Annotated in this window: 11 protein-coding genes; 7 read left to right on the top strand and 4 right to left on the bottom strand. The window is 52.4% G+C overall.

Annotation, left to right across the window (positions count from 1 at the left end):
* Positions 1–98: 98 nt before the first annotated feature.
* A complete protein-coding gene (locus tag J1G48_RS00780; RefSeq protein ID WP_001188269.1) occupies positions 99–980 on the top strand; it encodes an ROK family protein in 882 nt (293 codons plus the stop codon).
* Positions 981–1,227: 247 nt separating this feature from the next.
* Here J1G48_RS00780 and selB read toward each other — a convergent pair whose 3' ends face one another.
* The 3 genes from selB to J1G48_RS00765 all read right to left on the bottom strand — a co-directional run bounded on the left by selB (position 1,228) and on the right by J1G48_RS00765 (position 5,173).
* On the bottom strand, positions 1,228–3,078 hold the full coding sequence (selB, locus tag J1G48_RS00775; RefSeq protein WP_000582387.1) for a selenocysteine-specific translation elongation factor: 1,851 nt from the start codon (positions 3,076–3,078) through the stop codon (positions 1,228–1,230).
* Positions 3,075–4,466: an L-seryl-tRNA(Sec) selenium transferase gene (gene selA / locus J1G48_RS00770; RefSeq protein WP_000200193.1), complete on the bottom strand. Its 1,392-nt coding sequence runs from the start codon at positions 4,464–4,466 to the stop codon at positions 3,075–3,077. The genes selB and selA overlap by 4 nt, the downstream gene beginning before the upstream one ends.
* A gap of 98 nt (positions 4,467–4,564) precedes the next feature.
* Positions 4,565–5,173: a glutathione S-transferase gene (locus J1G48_RS00765; RefSeq protein ID WP_000766681.1), complete on the bottom strand. Its 609-nt coding sequence runs from the start codon at positions 5,171–5,173 to the stop codon at positions 4,565–4,567.
* A gap of 475 nt (positions 5,174–5,648) precedes the next feature.
* Here J1G48_RS00765 and mtlA point away from each other — a divergent pair, with 475 nt between their 5' ends.
* The 3 genes from mtlA (at position 5,649) to mtlR (ending at position 9,521) form a co-directional block, all read left to right on the top strand.
* Complete coding sequence (gene mtlA, locus J1G48_RS00760) at positions 5,649–7,565, top strand: PTS mannitol transporter subunit IICBA (protein WP_000093290.1); 1,917 nt, start codon at positions 5,649–5,651, stop codon at positions 7,563–7,565.
* Positions 7,566–7,785: 220 nt separating this feature from the next.
* Positions 7,786–8,934: a mannitol-1-phosphate 5-dehydrogenase gene (mtlD, locus tag J1G48_RS00755; RefSeq protein ID WP_000645377.1), complete on the top strand. Its 1,149-nt coding sequence runs from the start codon at positions 7,786–7,788 to the stop codon at positions 8,932–8,934.
* Positions 8,931–9,521: a mannitol operon repressor MtlR gene (gene mtlR, locus J1G48_RS00750; protein WP_000193201.1), complete on the top strand. Its 591-nt coding sequence runs from the start codon at positions 8,931–8,933 to the stop codon at positions 9,519–9,521. Before mtlD ends, mtlR begins: the two co-directional genes overlap by 4 nt.
* Positions 9,522–9,530: 9 nt before the next feature.
* Here mtlR and J1G48_RS00745 read toward each other — a convergent pair whose 3' ends face one another.
* Complete coding sequence (locus tag J1G48_RS00745) at positions 9,531–9,740, bottom strand: hypothetical protein (protein WP_001062558.1); 210 nt, start codon at positions 9,738–9,740, stop codon at positions 9,531–9,533.
* A 290-nt stretch (positions 9,741–10,030) separates the two neighbouring features.
* Here J1G48_RS00745 and J1G48_RS00740 point away from each other — a divergent pair, with 290 nt between their 5' ends.
* The 3 genes from J1G48_RS00740 to sadA all read left to right on the top strand — a co-directional run bounded on the left by J1G48_RS00740 (position 10,031) and on the right by sadA (position 15,993).
* Complete coding sequence (locus tag J1G48_RS00740; RefSeq protein WP_000665687.1) at positions 10,031–10,393, top strand: YibL family ribosome-associated protein; 363 nt, start codon at positions 10,031–10,033, stop codon at positions 10,391–10,393.
* A 487-nt stretch (positions 10,394–10,880) separates the two neighbouring features.
* On the top strand, positions 10,881–11,564 hold the full coding sequence (locus tag J1G48_RS00735; RefSeq protein ID WP_000549457.1) for a DUF3251 domain-containing protein: 684 nt from the start codon (positions 10,881–10,883) through the stop codon (positions 11,562–11,564).
* A 43-nt stretch (positions 11,565–11,607) separates the two neighbouring features.
* Positions 11,608–15,993 carry a trimeric autotransporter adhesin SadA gene (gene sadA / locus J1G48_RS00730; RefSeq protein WP_001079603.1) on the top strand — a complete coding sequence of 1,462 codons (4,386 nt, stop codon included), beginning with the start codon at positions 11,608–11,610 and terminating at the stop codon, positions 15,991–15,993.
* The last annotated feature ends 202 nt before the right edge of the window (positions 15,994–16,195 follow it).

The following is a 16,195-nucleotide window of genomic DNA, read 5'->3' as shown; positions in this document are numbered from 1 at the left end:
CCGCTTTACGACAGCAATCACGAATTACTTTCCTTTACGTTTCTCCGTCTGGTTTTAGCCATACTAAACAGGTGCCTGTTTAACGTACGGAGAACACTATGCAGCAATATATCGGTATTGATGTGGGAGGAACTCACGTCAAATATGGCGTGATTAACAGTGACGGCGAAGAATTAACCCATCATCAATTCGATACGCCAGAGGACGCCTCCACGTTTACCCGCAAATGGCAGGATGTGGTGGCGCGTTGCCAACAGGACTATGACATTGCGGCAATCGGGGTTAGTTTCCCCGGCCATATTAATCCCCATAACGGTCATGCGGCAAAAGCGGGCGCGCTGGCTTACCTGGATGACGTCAACCTGATGGAGTTGTTCAGCGGGCTGACCGATCTGCCGCTGGTCGTGGAGAACGACGCGAACTGTGCGGCGCTGGGCGAAATGTGGCGAGGTGCCGGGCAGCATTATGACAATCTGGTCTGTATTACCATTGGAACCGGCATTGGCGGCGGTATTATCGTCGGACGAGAACTGTATCGCGGCGCGCATTTTCACGCCGGTGAATTCGGCGTCATGCCGGTCGGGAATAATGGCGAAAGTATGCATAAAATCGCGTCAACCAGCGGATTAATGGCGTCGTGCCGCCAGGCGCTGGCGCTGCCTGCCGAAGAGATGCCGCCTGCGGATGTGATCTTCGAACGAATGGCGACCGATGTTCATCTGCGTGAGGCGGTCAATGACTGGGCGCGTTATCTTTCACGCGGCGTTTACAGCGTGATCTCTATGTTTGATCCGGGCGTGGTGCTGATCGGCGGAGGAATAAGCGAACAGGAAAAGCTCTACCCGCTCCTGACGCGGCATCTTGAAACGTTTGAAATGTGGGAGGCGCTCCAGGTGCCGATTCAGCCCTGCCAACTGGGAAATCAGGCGGGCAGGCTGGGCGCCGTCTGGCTGGCGCAGCAAAAGCTCGCCCGAAGCTAACGAGTTACGCCTTATCCGGCCTGCATCGTCTACGCAGGCCCGGTAAGCGTCCGCGCCACCGGGCAAAGGCGTTACATCGCCGTGCGATAAAGTTCCACAATCTCATCGTGAGTCGCCTGAATAAGGCGCAAAGAATACGGGCAAAATTATTCTGATAACAGGTTCACGCTGGCTATTTTAAGAAGCCAGAAAAATAAAAAGCAACGCAATAATTGTATTGCTTCATTTGTTATTTAATTTAACCATTTCATTCTTTTTGCGGAAATAATAACGCATCACGTAATAAATGATCATTCCCACGACGTCGTGTAAACCCAATCCGGTCAAAATATTCAAGGATCTGAATGGCCAGTTTCCGCCCTACATTCAGCCTGTCGCGAAAATCCGCCGCACACGTTGATCCTCTCTCTTGATCCAGCTCGCGGATCATATTGGCGAAAGCGACAATCCGATCGTTACGATAGTACCGATCTTTTACGATCGCGGTAATGATGCCTTGCTGTGCCGCCTGCCGCAGCACCAGCCGCATCAATTGTTCTTCCGTTCCGGTCTCTTTCGCCAGATCGCGTACCCACCAGGGCTCATCGCCAAATAGCGGTTCGACTTTTTGCCAGACGGCCTGCTGCTCATCGCTAAATCCTGCTTTATGATCCGGCAGATGCAACCAACCGTGATGGCTATGAATCAGGCCGTCGTCGCGCATCCGCTCGATCAGCATCAGAACCAGCGCTTCATCCTCCATCGGCAGGGCCATGCGGCGTAAACGCTCGCGTCCCGGCCCCGGTTCATCGCGGTGCTGTTCGTGGTAGGTCGCCAGCGTATCAAGAATCTTACGCTGCCAGCGGGCGGCGACGGGCGCGCTTAACAGATTGTCTCCGGCCTGGATAAAACCATGTTGCTCAATAAGCTGACGCATACCGACAGGATTAAGCTGACGCGCCCAACCGAAATCCGGCAGGTTGACGGCGCCGCGTTCCAGATGAATGGCCAACGCCGCGCTATCGTCCTGCGCGGCGGCAAGCGTTGAAAGCCAGTGCAAATAATCTGGCTTACGTTTACCGCGACGCGGCGCCTTAAGCGTCACCACGCGTGCGCCGGCAAGGGTGGCGCGTGCGGAAATATCACGCAGCACCAGTCTGTCATTATCGGCCAGCCACAACGGCGTATCAAAGATCAGCTCGGCCAGCCCGCCTTCCAGCAAAGAGACGCGACCGGTCACATGGCTGGCGGCATGGTGAATATGTAGCGGTTGCCATTGGGAAAGCGGCGCATGAAGCGCCAGAGAAACGATCACCCGGGAAAAAGCTTCCCCCACCGGCGCATCGGAAAGCAGCCAGTCGCCGCGGTTAAGCTGCTCCTTCTCCGCATCGCCCGCAATATTGAGCGCAATACGTTGCCCGGCATACGCATGGTCGGTGGGCTGATTTTGCGCGTGTAGACTTCGTACGCGCATCGGCGTATTAACGCCGGTCAACCATAGCGTATCGCCCACGTTTACCTCTCCGCTCAACGCCGTTCCGGTCACCACCAGTCCCGCCCCTTTCACCGTAAACGCACGGTCGATAGCCAGACGGAAGCGATGCTGCGCGGCGTGTAAACGTGCAGGAAGCTGCTGTAAATGAGCGCGAAGTTCTGCAATACCGCGTCCTTCATTGGCGGCGGTGACAAATAAAACGGTATCGGCGAAGCCATAGTTGTCGAGCGCCGCCAGCACCTCTTCACGTACTTCACCGATACGCGCCTCGTCCACGCGATCGGCTTTGGTCAGCGCGACGGTGAGCTGGAGATTACCCGTCAGTTGTAGGATCTGTAAATGCTCGCGCGTTTGCGCCATGACGCCGTCATCACAGGCGACCACCAGCAAAGCGTGATCGATACCGCCTACGCCCGCCAGCATGTTAGAGAGGAATTTTTCATGCCCAGGCACATCGATAAAGCCCAGCACACGACCATCCGGCTGCGGCCAATAGGCGTAGCCCAGATCGATAGTCATCCCGCGTTTTTTCTCTTCCGGCAGGCGATCGGCATTGACCCCGGTAATCGCCTGGAGCAACGTCGTTTTACCGTGGTCTACGTGTCCGGCAGTTGCAATAATCATTTCAGCATCATCTCCATAAACCGGCTTTCGTCTTCAAGACAGCGCATATCCAGCCATAAACGGCCATCATAAATTCGGCCAATGACCGGTACAGGCAGCATGCGCCAGCGGGCCGCCAGCGCCTCCAGCCGACTACCGCGCCCGTCGTGCGGGGTAAAGGTCATGGCGGCGCTGGGAAGGCGGTCTACCGGTAATGAACCGCTGCCGATTTGCGACAGGCAGGGTTTAACCTCCAGCGCAAATTCATCGCCGTAACGTGCCGCCAGCCGCGCCTGTAACCGCTGCGCTTGTTCGCGAATCGACGCTTCACTGCGAGTTAACAGACGCAGGGTGGGTAATTTCTCCGCCAACGCTTCCGGGTGCAGATACAGACGTAACGTTGCCTCCAGCGCCGCCAGCGTCATTTTATCAGCGCGCAGAGCGCGCTTCAGCGGATGGCTTTGCAGTTGGGCAATCATCGCTTTTTTGCCGACGATAATCCCGGCCTGCGGCCCGCCCAGCAACTTATCGCCGGAGAAGCTTACCAGGCTGACGCCTGCGGCAATGAGCTGCTGCGGCATCGGCTCTTTGGGTAAGCCATATTGACTTAAATCCACCAGCGAACCGCTGCCCAGATCCGCCACCACCGGAATATCCAGCTCTCGCCCGATTTCCGCCAGTTCCGCTTCCTCTACCGTTTTGGTAAAGCCCTCAATGCTGTAATTACTGGTATGCACCTTCATCAACAGCCCGGTATTTTCATTTACCGCCTGACGGTAATCTTTCGCGTGCGTCCGGTTGGTGGTGCCCACTTCATGCAGCGTACAGCCCGCCTGGCGCATAACATCCGGAATACGAAACGCGCCGCCGATTTCGACCAGCTCGCCACGCGAAACTACCACCTCTTTGCCGCTGGCGGTCGCCGCCAACATCAGCAATACCGCCGCCGCATTGTTATTGACGATACAGGCGTCCTCCGCCCCGGTGATTCGGCATAACAGCGTCGCCAGCGCCCGGTCGCGATGCCCCCGCCCGGCGCCATCTAAATCGTATTCCAGCGTCACCGGCGCGCGCATCGCCTGCGTTACCGCCTCAACCGCTTCTTGCGCCTGCAATGCGCGGCCAAGATTGGTGTGCAACACCGTCCCCGTCAGGTTAATCACCGGGCGCAGCGCGCTTTGCGCCGCATTTTCCAGCCGGAGTTTCGCCTCTTGCGCCCAGTCTGCGTACCAGTCGGGAAGCGTTTGCGTATTCCGGATGACGTCGCGCGCGTCGTCAAGCATCCGCCTAAGCAGATCAACCACCTGGGTATGGCCATACCGATCGCGCAGAGAAAGAAAGGCGCTATCGTGCAATAAACGATCGATAGCAGGAAGCTGGCTGTAGAGTGTACGCGTTTCGCTTGTCATGAAAATGCCTGGCTGTTGGTGGCCCTCTCCTGGTGGGAGAGGGATATCGACATAAGGGGGATTGTAACGTGAGTTTGCTCAGGCGGACATAATGCGCGTCAAGCCTTTGGCGCTTCGGTGCGGGCAAAGCTTTCGCGTTGAAAAAGCGTTTCGACCAGTTTGACCAGGTGGGGGCGGCTAACACACCAGCCAGGCGCGACCCGGCGGAAGTTGAGATAGCCTACCGCACAGGCAATCGCGATAGTCGCCAGATTGACCGTATCCGTTTTTAGCGTCCCGTCGCTCAGATAACTTTCGAGCATATCCAGGCTGCGGTTGATTTTTTCCCGCTGGCGCAACAGTTCCGTTTCCGATTGTTGCGCCGCCGGGCGCGCCTGTTCGCGTACAGAAACCAACGCTGCATCCATAATGCCGTCAGCCAACGCTTCAAGCTGGCGAACTTTAAGCGCTGCCATCGGGTCACGCGGGAGCATCGCTGGCGCGATATCCAGCAGCTCAATATATTCCGCGATGATCGGCGAATCGAACCAGTACTCCCCTTTCTCCGTCACCAGCGCTGGCACCTTACCCAGAGGGTTGTATTGCGCCACGCCGTTATCCGCCTCGTAGGGTAGTTCATTAATAAATTCGAAGGTAATGCCTTTTTCGAGCAGCAGAACAGAGATTTTGCGCACAAAAGGGCTGGTGTAGCTACCGATGAGTTTCATGCCGTGTCCTTTTTGCCAACCAGTAAAAATCATAGTATGGCTCAAATAAGACGAAAAGAGACACAAAAGGAGGTTGCTGAATGACATAACGTGAGAGGGCTCGCGACAAAATGTTTGCCGGATCGTATTGACGTTACCCGGGCTTAAAATTTCTTGTGAAGAGGATCACAAAAATTCAACAAAGCACCAAAATAAAAATGTGAAATATCTCACATAAAATGGTCTTTTAAGGGCTAAAAATTAGATTCGTTGTTTTTTTACACAGCCAATTTGTGATCAATATCACATCAATTACCTCTCTACCCCCTATATTTATGTGACACAAATCACATAAATTGTCCCTGTCTGGACAGTTGAACGATTCAGTGCCAGATTGCGCAGTATCTACACTACAGGGTCCGGCTACCTCTGCCGCTACATTAACAAACCTCGGGCTTTCAGCCTGCGCGACAGCAACATAAGAAGGGGTGTTTTTATGTCATCCGATATTAAGATCAAAGTGCAAAGCTTTGGTCGATTCCTCAGCAATATGGTGATGCCTAATATCGGCGCGTTTATCGCGTGGGGTATTATCACCGCATTATTTATTCCAACAGGGTGGTTGCCTAACGAAACGCTGGCGAAACTGGTTGGTCCGATGATCACCTACCTGCTGCCGCTGCTCATCGGTTATACCGGCGGTCGTCTGGTTGGCGGCGAACGCGGCGGCGTGGTGGGCGCTATCACTACCATGGGCGTTATTGTCGGCGCGGATATGCCGATGTTCCTCGGCTCGATGATCGCCGGTCCATTAGGCGGCTACTGCATTAAGAAATTCGACAGTTGGGTAGACGGTAAGATCAAATCCGGTTTTGAGATGCTGGTGAACAACTTCTCCGCTGGCATCATCGGTATGATCCTCGCCATCCTGGCGTTCCTCGGTATTGGTCCGGCGGTTGAAGTCCTGTCCAAAATTCTGGCGGCGGGCGTTAACTTCATGGTGGCGCACGATATGCTGCCGCTGGCGTCCATTTTTGTTGAACCGGCGAAAATCCTGTTCCTCAATAACGCGATTAACCACGGCATCTTCTCACCGCTGGGTATCCAGCAGTCCCATGAGATGGGTAAATCCATCTTCTTCCTGATTGAAGCTAACCCGGGTCCAGGGATGGGCGTCCTGCTGGCGTACATGTTCTTCGGTCGCGGCAGCGCTAAACAGTCTGCGGGCGGCGCGGCAATTATCCACTTCCTGGGCGGTATCCATGAGATCTACTTCCCGTACGTGCTGATGAACCCACGCCTGATTCTGGCGGTGATTCTCGGCGGTATGACTGGCGTATTCACCCTGACCATCCTGAACGGCGGTCTGGTTTCTCCGGCTTCTCCTGGCTCCATTCTGGCCGTACTGGCGATGACGCCAAAAGGCGCTTACTTCGCTAACATCGCTGCCATCGTGGCGGCAATGGCGGTCTCCTTCGTGGTTTCTGCAATTCTGCTGAAAACCAGCAAAGTGAAAGAAGAAGATGACATTGAAGCGGCCACCCGTCGTATGCAGGACATGAAAGCGGAATCTAAAGGCGCCTCTCCGCTGGCGGCTGGCGACGTGACCAACGACCTGAGCCATGTGCGTAAAATCATCGTGGCTTGCGATGCCGGTATGGGTTCCAGCGCGATGGGCGCAGGGGTACTGCGTAAGAAAGTACAGGATGCGGGCCTGAGCCAGATCTCCGTCACCAACAGCGCCATTAACAATCTGCCGCCGGATGTGGATCTGGTCATTACTCACCGTGACCTTACCGAGCGCGCGATGCGTCAGGTACCGCAGGCGCAGCATATTTCGCTGACCAACTTCCTGGATAGCGGCCTGTACACCAGCCTGACCGAACGTCTGGTTGCCGCACAGCGCCACAATACTAATGAAGAGAAAGTACGCGATCATCTGAAAGACAGCTTTGAGGAGGGTGATAACAACCTGTTCAAACTGGGTGCGGAGAATATCTTCCTGGGCCGTAAAGCCGCTAACAAAGAAGAGGCGATTCGCTTTGCCGGTGAACAACTGGTGAAAGGCGGCTATGTTGAGCCGGAATACGTCGAGGCGATGCTGGACCGCGAAAAGCTGACACCGACTTACCTCGGTGAATCCATCGCAGTTCCGCACGGTACGGTAGAAGCGAAAGACCGCGTGCTGAAAACCGGCGTGGTGTTCTGCCAGTATCCGGAAGGCGTACGCTTCGGTGAAGAAGAAGACGATATTGCCCGTCTGGTCATTGGTATCGCCGCACGTAACAATGAGCACATCCAGGTCATCACCAGCCTGACCAACGCGCTGGATGATGAATCCGTGATCGAACGTCTGGCGCACACCACCAGCGTGGATGAAGTGCTGGAACTGCTGGCAGGTAAAAAAGCTTAACAGTTAAGTATCCCCAAAATAGTTCGAGCTGCAGGAAGGCGGCAACGCAGTGAATCCCCAGGAGCGTACATAAGTACGTGACTGGGGTGAGCGAGGAGAGCCAACGCATCTGCAGTTCGAAATATGAAGGCGATATCCTCTCCCTTGTGGAGAGGGTTAGGTTGAGGGAAAAGCCTCGCCCCAGCCCTCTCGGGTAAAAACATTAATGAAGGTTAATACTATGAAAGCATTACATTTTGGCGCAGGTAATATCGGTCGTGGCTTTATCGGCAAACTGCTGGCTGACGCGGGGATACAACTGACGTTTGCGGATGTAAATCAGGTCGTACTCGATGCCCTGAATGCCCGTCATAGCTATCAGGTTCATGTTGTGGGTGAAAATGAGCAGGTGGATACCGTTTCCGGCGTCAACGCTGTCAGCAGCATCGGCGATGATGTTGTCGACCTGATTGCCCACGTTGATTTAATCACTACTGCCGTGGGTCCGGTTGTGCTTGAGCGTATCGCTCCGGCCATCGCTAAAGGGCTGGCAAAACGTAAGGCGCAGGGCGTGGATGCCCCGCTGAATATCATCGCCTGTGAAAACATGGTGCGCGGCACCACACAGCTGAAAGGCCACGTAATGAATGCGCTGGCGGATGGCGATAAAGCCTGGGTTGAACAGCACGTCGGTTTTGTCGATTCCGCCGTTGACCGCATCGTGCCGCCATCTGCTTCTGCGACCCATGACCCGCTGGAAGTGACGGTAGAAACCTTCAGCGAGTGGATCGTCGATAAAACCCAGTTTAAAGGCGCGTTGCCAAACATCCCGGGGATGGAGTTAACGGATAACCTGATGGCATTTGTCGAACGTAAACTCTTCACGCTGAACACAGGTCATGCTATAACCGCGTACCTCGGCAAATTAGCCGGTCATCAAACCATTCGCGACGCTATTCTCGATGAGAGTATTCGCGCGGTGGTGAAAGGCGCGATGGAAGAAAGCGGCGCGGTGCTGATCAAACGCTACGGTTTTGATGCCGACAAACATGCGGCATACATTCAGAAAATCCTCGGTCGTTTTGAAAACCCGTATCTGAAAGATGACGTCGAACGCGTAGGTCGTCAGCCGCTACGCAAACTCAGCGCGGGCGACCGTCTGATCAAACCGCTGCTTGGCACCCTGGAATATGGTCTGCCGCATGTGAATCTGGTCAAAGGGATCGCGGCGGCGATGCATTTCCGTAGCGATGAAGATCCGCAGGCGCAAGAGTTGGCGGCACTGATTACCGAAAAAGGCCCGCAGGCCGCGCTGGCGCAAATTTCCGGGCTGGATGCCAATAGCGATGTGGTGGCGGAGGCGGTTAACGCATATAACGCGACCAAATGACGCAGAATCCGGCGCAGGTTAGCCTGCGCCCAAATAACAGATTGTCAGATATGCAGGCAATAATGGAACAAACCCAGGCCTTTGAAAATCGTGTGCTTGAGCGTCTGAATGCTGGCAAAACCGTACGGAGCTTCCTGATTACCGCCGTCGAGTTATTGACCGAGGCGGTGAATATTCTGGTGCTCCAGGTGTTTCGCAAAGACGACTATGCCGTGAAATACGCTGTGGAACCGTTGCTGGATGGCGACGGGCCGCTGGGCGATCTTTCGGTACGTCTGAAACTTATCTATGGCCTGGGCGTACTCAGCCGCACCGAATATGAAGATGCGGAGCTGTTAATGGCGCTGCGCGAAGAGCTGAATCACGACGGCAATGAGTACGCCTTTACCGACGATGAAATCCTCGGGCCGTTTGGCGAACTGCACTGCGTCATGGCGCTACCGCCGCCGCCGCATTTTGATACGTCCGACGCGGCGCTATACGCCATGCAAATTCAGCGCTACCAGCAGGCGGTGCGTTCGACGATGGTCCTCTCTCTGACCGAGCTGATTTCTAAAATCAGCTTAAAAAAGGCCTTTCAAAAGTAAATCCCGCCGTTAACCTCTTTCTTCTTCTTTTGGTCGGTACAGCCGCCGGTAATATTCCAGACGCTGCAAATAAATGGGCGCGCTCTCCGACGGCACCTCGGAAGGAACATAATCACGCGGCGGCGTTTTATTCAGGTATTCACGGAACGCCTGGCTGGACGCCATAAAATCGACGGCTTTATCAATAAGAAGTGGTACGTTCTCACCTATTTTTGCCATGATAGATCCTCCATGTGGGACCCGCGTCTGACTCCCGCGGTCGCTTATTTGAGTTTAGGATCAATTTAGCGTTGTCATTGAGGAAAATGTGCTTAATCGCTTTTCTTGCCGACAAAAGGGCGCTTCATCTTTTCTTTCGACAAAAAGGATTTTATTCTCAACGAGATAATTAAATAATGAGCAGTGTAATACTTGCCATAATTGATTATCTTTACGTCATGAGTTGTGAAGAATCACTCACTGCGCGCATACTATAAGGTATCTATCCCATTTCTATCAGAAGCTATCCCATGAAAGAAGTTGAAAAAAACGAAATTAAACGCCTGAGCGATCGTCTTGACGCTATTCGCCACCAGCAGGCAGGTCTCTCTCTGGTTGAATCCGCCGATAAATACGCGGAGCTGGAAAAAGAAAAAGAGACGCTGGAAGCAGAAATTATCCGTCTGCGCGAAGTACACAGCCAGAAACTGAGTAAAGAAGCGCAGAAGCTGATGAACCTGCCGTTTCGCCGCGCGATCACTAAAAAAGAGCAGGCCGACATGGGCAAGTTGAAGAAAAGCGTGCGTGGCCTGATTGTTGTCCACCCGATGACGGCGCTGGGCCGGGAAATGGGGCTCAAAGAGATGACAGGTTTCGCGAAGAGCGAGTTCTAAACCTTCCGCATCCCAGGCTCTCAGGACACCCGTTGTACGGAGGATGTCTTGAGAGCATCGGGCTATATTCCGAATTTTTCATGGAAGTATTTACACCGATTATATACAAGTTCATTTTTAACGGTAATCCCTGCTTTTTCAGGATGAAAAATCCCACTATCGTGCCTGTTTGTATTTATACAATGAATTTTTTCATCCTCTTTTCTCATACCCCGCAGAATATGATTGACCCGCAAAATTAAATAACATTATCATCCCTGAAAAAAATCCCCATACATAAACATTATAATTATATTTTTATAAAGCATTGCTATGAGCAATTGATAAATAACGTCGGGTTTTTGCGCGCTTCTATAGAAGCGACGAATGTTTTCATTCTAACCATACGTTAATGAGTTATTGGCAATACTCGCTGAATGATGAGCTAGTTGTATAAATAACAGGTTAACTATTTATATTATATAAATTATTAACAAGGATATTTCATATGCACAAAAATGGAAAATTTATCCCCCTGCTTGCGTTGGGATTCACATTCTTTTTATCTGGTTGTGATTACTTCGCAGATAAACACCTTGTTGAAGAAATGAAAGAACAACAAAAAGAACAAGAAACAAAGATAAACCTGTTAGAAAAACAACAAAAAGAACAAGAAGCAAAGATAAATCTGTTAGAAAAACAACAAGCTACGATTATCAACACAACCAAAAAGGTCACCGAAGTCGTTGGCCGCGTTGAACGCAAACAACGGCTATTCGACTATACAGAACTGGACCCATCACAAACGCACTATTTTATTATTAACAACGGCAATATCGGATTAGCCGGGCGTATTCTATCTATTGAGCCAATAGATAATGGAAGTGTTATTCATCTTGATTTAGTTAACTTACTCAGCATTCCGGTATCAAACCTTGCGTTTAATATGACATGGGGTACGAAAAAACCTTCCGAGGCAAAAGATCTGCCTCGCTGGAAACAACTCCTGCTCAACACGAAAATGGACTCGACAATCGAACTCTTACCGGGAGCATGGACAAACGTCACGCTAACATTAAAAGGCGTATCGCCCAATAATCTTAAGTATCTAAAAATAGGTATTGACATGGAGAATGTCATATTCGACAGCATACAACCTATTAACGATACAAAAAAGAAGCCAAAAAAATAATAGCCATTGATACAATTATTTTAGAAAAGGAAATTACTCATTCATGAATAGAATATTTAAAGTCCTCTGGAATGCCGCTACGGGAACATTTGTTGTCACCAGCGAAACCGCAAAAAGCCGCGGCAAAAAAAACGGCCGCAGAAAGCTGGCGGTTTCCGCACTCATCGGTCTTAGCAGCATTATGGTTTCTGCGGATGCACTGGCCAACGCAGGAAACGATACAGGCGACGGCGTTACTCCAACGGGTACCCAGACTGGAGGAAAAGGGTGGATTGCAATTGGTACCGATGCCACAGCCAATACTTACACCAACGTTGATGGCGCAAGCGCCGCAATGGGTTATAAAGCCTCCGCGATGGGGAAATGGAGTACCGCCATTGGTTCCTACAGCCAGTCCACCGGCGACTCTTCGTTAGCGCTTGGCGTAAAATCGGTTTCTGCCGGTGACCGGGCCATTGCAATGGGCGCCTCATCCTCAGCCAGTGGAAGTTATTCAATGGCAATGGGTGTGTATGCCAATTCGAGCGGCGCAAAATCGGTTGCGTTAGGTTATAAATCTGTCGCGAGCGGAGCAACTTCCTCTGCATTAGGTTATCAAGCTACTGCGAGCGGCGACGACAGCGCTGCTTTTGGTAATGGCGCAAAAGCGGTAGGCACCAACTCAGTTGCCCTTGGCTCGGGCTCTATTGCCCAGGAAGACAATTCCGTCGCCGTGGGTAACAGCACCACTCAGCGGCAGATCACCTACGTTGCTAAAGGCGACATCAATTCCACCAGTACCGATGCCGTTACAGGTGCGCAAATTTATTCTTTAAGTCAATCCGTCGCCGATCGACTCGGCGGAGGGGCTTCCGTTAATTCTGATGGTACAGTGAATGCGCCCCTCTACGAGGTAGGCACAGGCATCTACAATAACGTAGGCAGTGCATTAAGCGCACTTAACACGTCTATCACTAACACAGAGGCCTCTGTCGCAGGATTAGCCGAAGACGCGCTGTTGTGGGATGACAGCACCAGCGCCTTTAGCGCTAGCCACACGGGAAACGCCAGCAAAATCACCAATCTGGCGGCAGGCACCCTGGCCGCAGACAGCACCGACGCCGTTAACGGCTCCCAGTTGTTTGATACGAACGAGAAAGTGGATCAGAACACTGCTGATATCACCGCCAATACCGACAGCATTAACCAGAACACCGCTGATATCACCGCCAATACCGACAGCATCAATCAGAACACAACCGATATCGCCGCCAATACGACCAGCATCAATCAGAACACCACTGATATCGCCACCAACACCACCAATATCAACAGTCTGAGCGACTCCGTCACCACGCTCACCGATGATGCACTGCTTTGGGATGCAGCCTCTGGCGCATTCAGCGCTAAGCACAACGGAAACGACAGCAAAATCACCAATCTGGCGGCGGGTACCCTGGCCGCTGACAGCACCGACGCCGTTAACGGCTCCCAGTTGTTTGATACAAATGAGAAAGTGGATCAGAACACCGCTGATATCACCACCAATACCAACAGCATCAATCAGAACACCACTGATATTGCCACCAACACCACCAATATCAACAACCTGAGCGATTCCATCACCACGCTCACCGATGATGCCCTGTTGTGGGATGCAGCCTCTGGCGCATTCAGCGCTAACCACAACGGAAGCGCCAGCAAGATCACCAATCTGGCGGCGGGCACCCTGGCCGCGGACAGCACCGATGCGGTTAACGGCTCCCAGTTGTTTGCCACCAACGAAAATGTGTCTCAGAACACCGCTGATATCACCACCAATACCAACAGCATCAATCAGAACACCACTGATATTGCCACCAACACCACCAATATCAACAACCTGAGCGATTCCATCACCACGCTCACCGATGATGCCCTGTTATGGGATGCAGCCTCTGGCACATTCAGCGCCAGCCGTAGCGGAAGCGCCAGCAAGATCACCAATCTGGCGGCGGGCACCCTGGCCGCGGACAGTACAGACGCGGTAAACGGCTCCCAGTTGTATGAAACCAACCAGAGGGTGGATCAAAACACCTCTGCTATCGCAGATATTAATACGTCCATCACCAATCTTAGCTCTGACAACCTGAGCTGGAATGAGACAACGAGTTCGTTCTCTGCCAGCCACGGAAGTAGTACGACAAACAAAATCACCAACGTTGCTGCCGGAGAGCTGTCTGAAGAAAGTACCGACGCCGTTAACGGATCGCAGCTGTTCGAAACCAATGAAAAAGTGGATCAGAACACGACCGATATCGCCGCCAATACCACTAACATCACTCAGAACAGCACCGCGATTGAGAACCTGAATACTTCTGTCTCCGACATTAATACGTCCATTACCGGCCTCACTGATAACGCTCTGTTATGGGACGAAGACATCGGCGCTTTCAGCGCAAACCACGGTGGAAGCACCAGTAAAATAACCAATGTCGCCGCCGGGGCGCTTTCTGAGGACAGTACAGACGCGGTAAACGGCTCACAGTTGTATGAAACTAACCAGAAGGTGGATCAAAACACCTCTGCTATCGCGGATATCAATACGTCCATCACCAATCTTGGTACCGATGCACTGAGCTGGGATGACGAAGAAGGCGCGTTCAGCGCCAGCCACGGTACCAGCGGTACCAATAAGATAACCAATGTGGCTGCAGGTGAAATCGCCAGTGACAGTACTGACGCTGTTAATGGCTCTCAGCTCTATGAAACTAACATGCTGATTTCTCAGTATAGTGAATCTATTAGCCAACTAGCCGGCGATACCAGCGAAACCTATATCACGGAAAATGGTACCGGCGTGAAATACATCCGTACGAATGATAATGGGCTTGAAGGCCAGGATGCATACGCAACGGGTAACGGCGCAACGGCAGTAGGTTACGACGCCGTCGCCTCTGGCGCTGGCAGTCTGGCTCTTGGCCAAAACAGCAGCAGCAGCATTGAGGGCAGTATCGCTTTGGGCAGTGGCTCCACCTCTAACCGCGCTATTACAACCGGTATACGAGAAACGAGCGCAACAAGCGATGGCGTCGTCATTGGCTACAATACAACAGACAGAGAGTTGCTGGGCGCGTTGTCATTGGGGACGGATGGAGAAAGCTATCGTCAAATTACCAACGTTGCTGACGGCTCTGAAGCGCAAGATGCGGTAACAGTTCGTCAGTTACAAAATGCCATTGGTGCGGTCACTACTACACCGACCAAGTACTACCACGCAAACTCAACGGAAGAAGATTCACTGGCTGTCGGAACTGACTCACTGGCAATGGGTGCGAAGACCATCGTCAATGCTGATGCAGGTATTGGTATTGGTCTGAATACACTGGTGATGGCTGATGCCATCAACGGTATTGCTATCGGTTCTAACGCACGCGCCAATCATGCAAACAGTATTGCAATGGGTAATGGTTCTCAGACCACTCGCGGCGCACAGACTGACTACACCGCCTACAACATGGACACACCGCAGAACTCTGTCGGTGAGTTCTCTGTCGGCAGTGAAGACGGTCAACGTCAGATCACTAACGTCGCGGCGGGTTCGGCAGATACCGATGCCGTTAACGTGAGTCAATTGAAAGTAACGGACGCGCAGGTTTCCAGGAATACCCAGAGCATTACTAACCTGAATACTCAGGTATCGAATCTGGATACCCGCGTCACCAATATCGAAAACGGCATTGGCGATATCGTCACTACCGGTAGCACCAAGTACTTCAAGACCAACACCGATGGCGCAGATGCAAATGCCCAGGGTGCGGACAGCGTCGCGATTGGCTCTGGCTCTATTGCTGCCGCTGAAAACAGCGTGGCGTTAGGCACAAATTCCGTCGCAGATGAAGCTAATACTGTGTCTGTTGGCTCTTCTACTCAACAACGCCGTATTACCAACGTTGCCGCAGGGGTGAACAACACTGACGCGGTTAATGTGGCGCAACTGAAAGCCTCAGAAGCAGGCTCCGTGCGTTATGAAACCAATGCAGATGGCTCGGTTAACTATAGCGTGCTCAACCTGGGAGACGGGAGTGGCGGCACCACTCGGATCGGCAATGTTTCAGCGGCGGTGAATGATACGGATGCGGTTAACTATGCGCAATTGAAACGCAGCGTCGAAGAAGCAAACACCTATACCGACCAGAAAATGGGGGAAATGAACAGCAAAATCAAAGGAGTAGAAAACAAGATGAGCGGCGGTATCGCTTCAGCGATGGCGATGGCCGGTCTGCCACAAGCCTACGCCCCGGGCGCCAACATGACCTCGATTGCTGGCGGTACGTTTAATGGTGAAAGTGCCGTCGCCATTGGTGTCTCCATGGTAAGTGAAAGCGGGGGCTGGGTGTATAAATTGCAAGGAACCAGCAACAGCCAGGGCGATTACTCTGCGGCCATTGGCGCGGGCTTCCAGTGGTAATGAAGTAACAACACTCCCGACATCAAAGGCAATGGCATAATGCCATTGCCTTTTCACTTCCCTTTGCTGTCCTCTCCCCTCAACTGGCCCTACCAATTTTAGCCAGTTACCACAGCCTACTCACATTTCACTAAATTAACTCTACAATACCGTTGCCAATAAATAACATCTGGTTAACTATTTGTTGTCATTATCCATACAC

Source organism: Salmonella sp. SAL-020, from assembly GCF_017372215.1.
In the GTDB taxonomy this organism is placed as follows: Bacteria; Pseudomonadota; Gammaproteobacteria; order Enterobacterales; family Enterobacteriaceae; genus Salmonella; species Salmonella enterica.
This window is presented reverse-complemented; position numbering and strand designations above follow the sequence as displayed.

Bases quoted from the DNA above. Each gene is read 5' to 3' on its own strand.
- selB (WP_000582387.1), bottom strand. From the start codon at position 3,078: ATGATTATTGCAACTGCCGGACACGTAGACCACGGTAAAACGACGTTG.
- mtlA (WP_000093290.1), top strand. From the start codon at position 5,649: ATGTCATCCGATATTAAGATCAAAGTGCAAAGCTTTGGTCGATTCCTC.
- J1G48_RS00745 (WP_001062558.1), bottom strand. From the start codon at position 9,740: ATGGCAAAAATAGGTGAGAACGTACCACTTCTTATTGATAAAGCCGTC.
- selA (WP_000200193.1), bottom strand. From the start codon at position 4,466: ATGACAAGCGAAACGCGTACACTCTACAGCCAGCTTCCTGCTATCGAT.
- J1G48_RS00765 (WP_000766681.1), bottom strand. From the start codon at position 5,173: ATGAAACTCATCGGTAGCTACACCAGCCCTTTTGTGCGCAAAATCTCT.
- mtlR (WP_000193201.1), top strand. From the start codon at position 8,931: ATGACGCAGAATCCGGCGCAGGTTAGCCTGCGCCCAAATAACAGATTG.
- mtlD (WP_000645377.1), top strand. From the start codon at position 7,786: ATGAAAGCATTACATTTTGGCGCAGGTAATATCGGTCGTGGCTTTATC.
- J1G48_RS00735 (WP_000549457.1), top strand. From the start codon at position 10,881: ATGCACAAAAATGGAAAATTTATCCCCCTGCTTGCGTTGGGATTCACA.
- J1G48_RS00780 (WP_001188269.1), top strand. From the start codon at position 99: ATGCAGCAATATATCGGTATTGATGTGGGAGGAACTCACGTCAAATAT.
- sadA (WP_001079603.1), top strand. From the start codon at position 11,608: ATGAATAGAATATTTAAAGTCCTCTGGAATGCCGCTACGGGAACATTT.
- J1G48_RS00740 (WP_000665687.1), top strand. From the start codon at position 10,031: ATGAAAGAAGTTGAAAAAAACGAAATTAAACGCCTGAGCGATCGTCTT.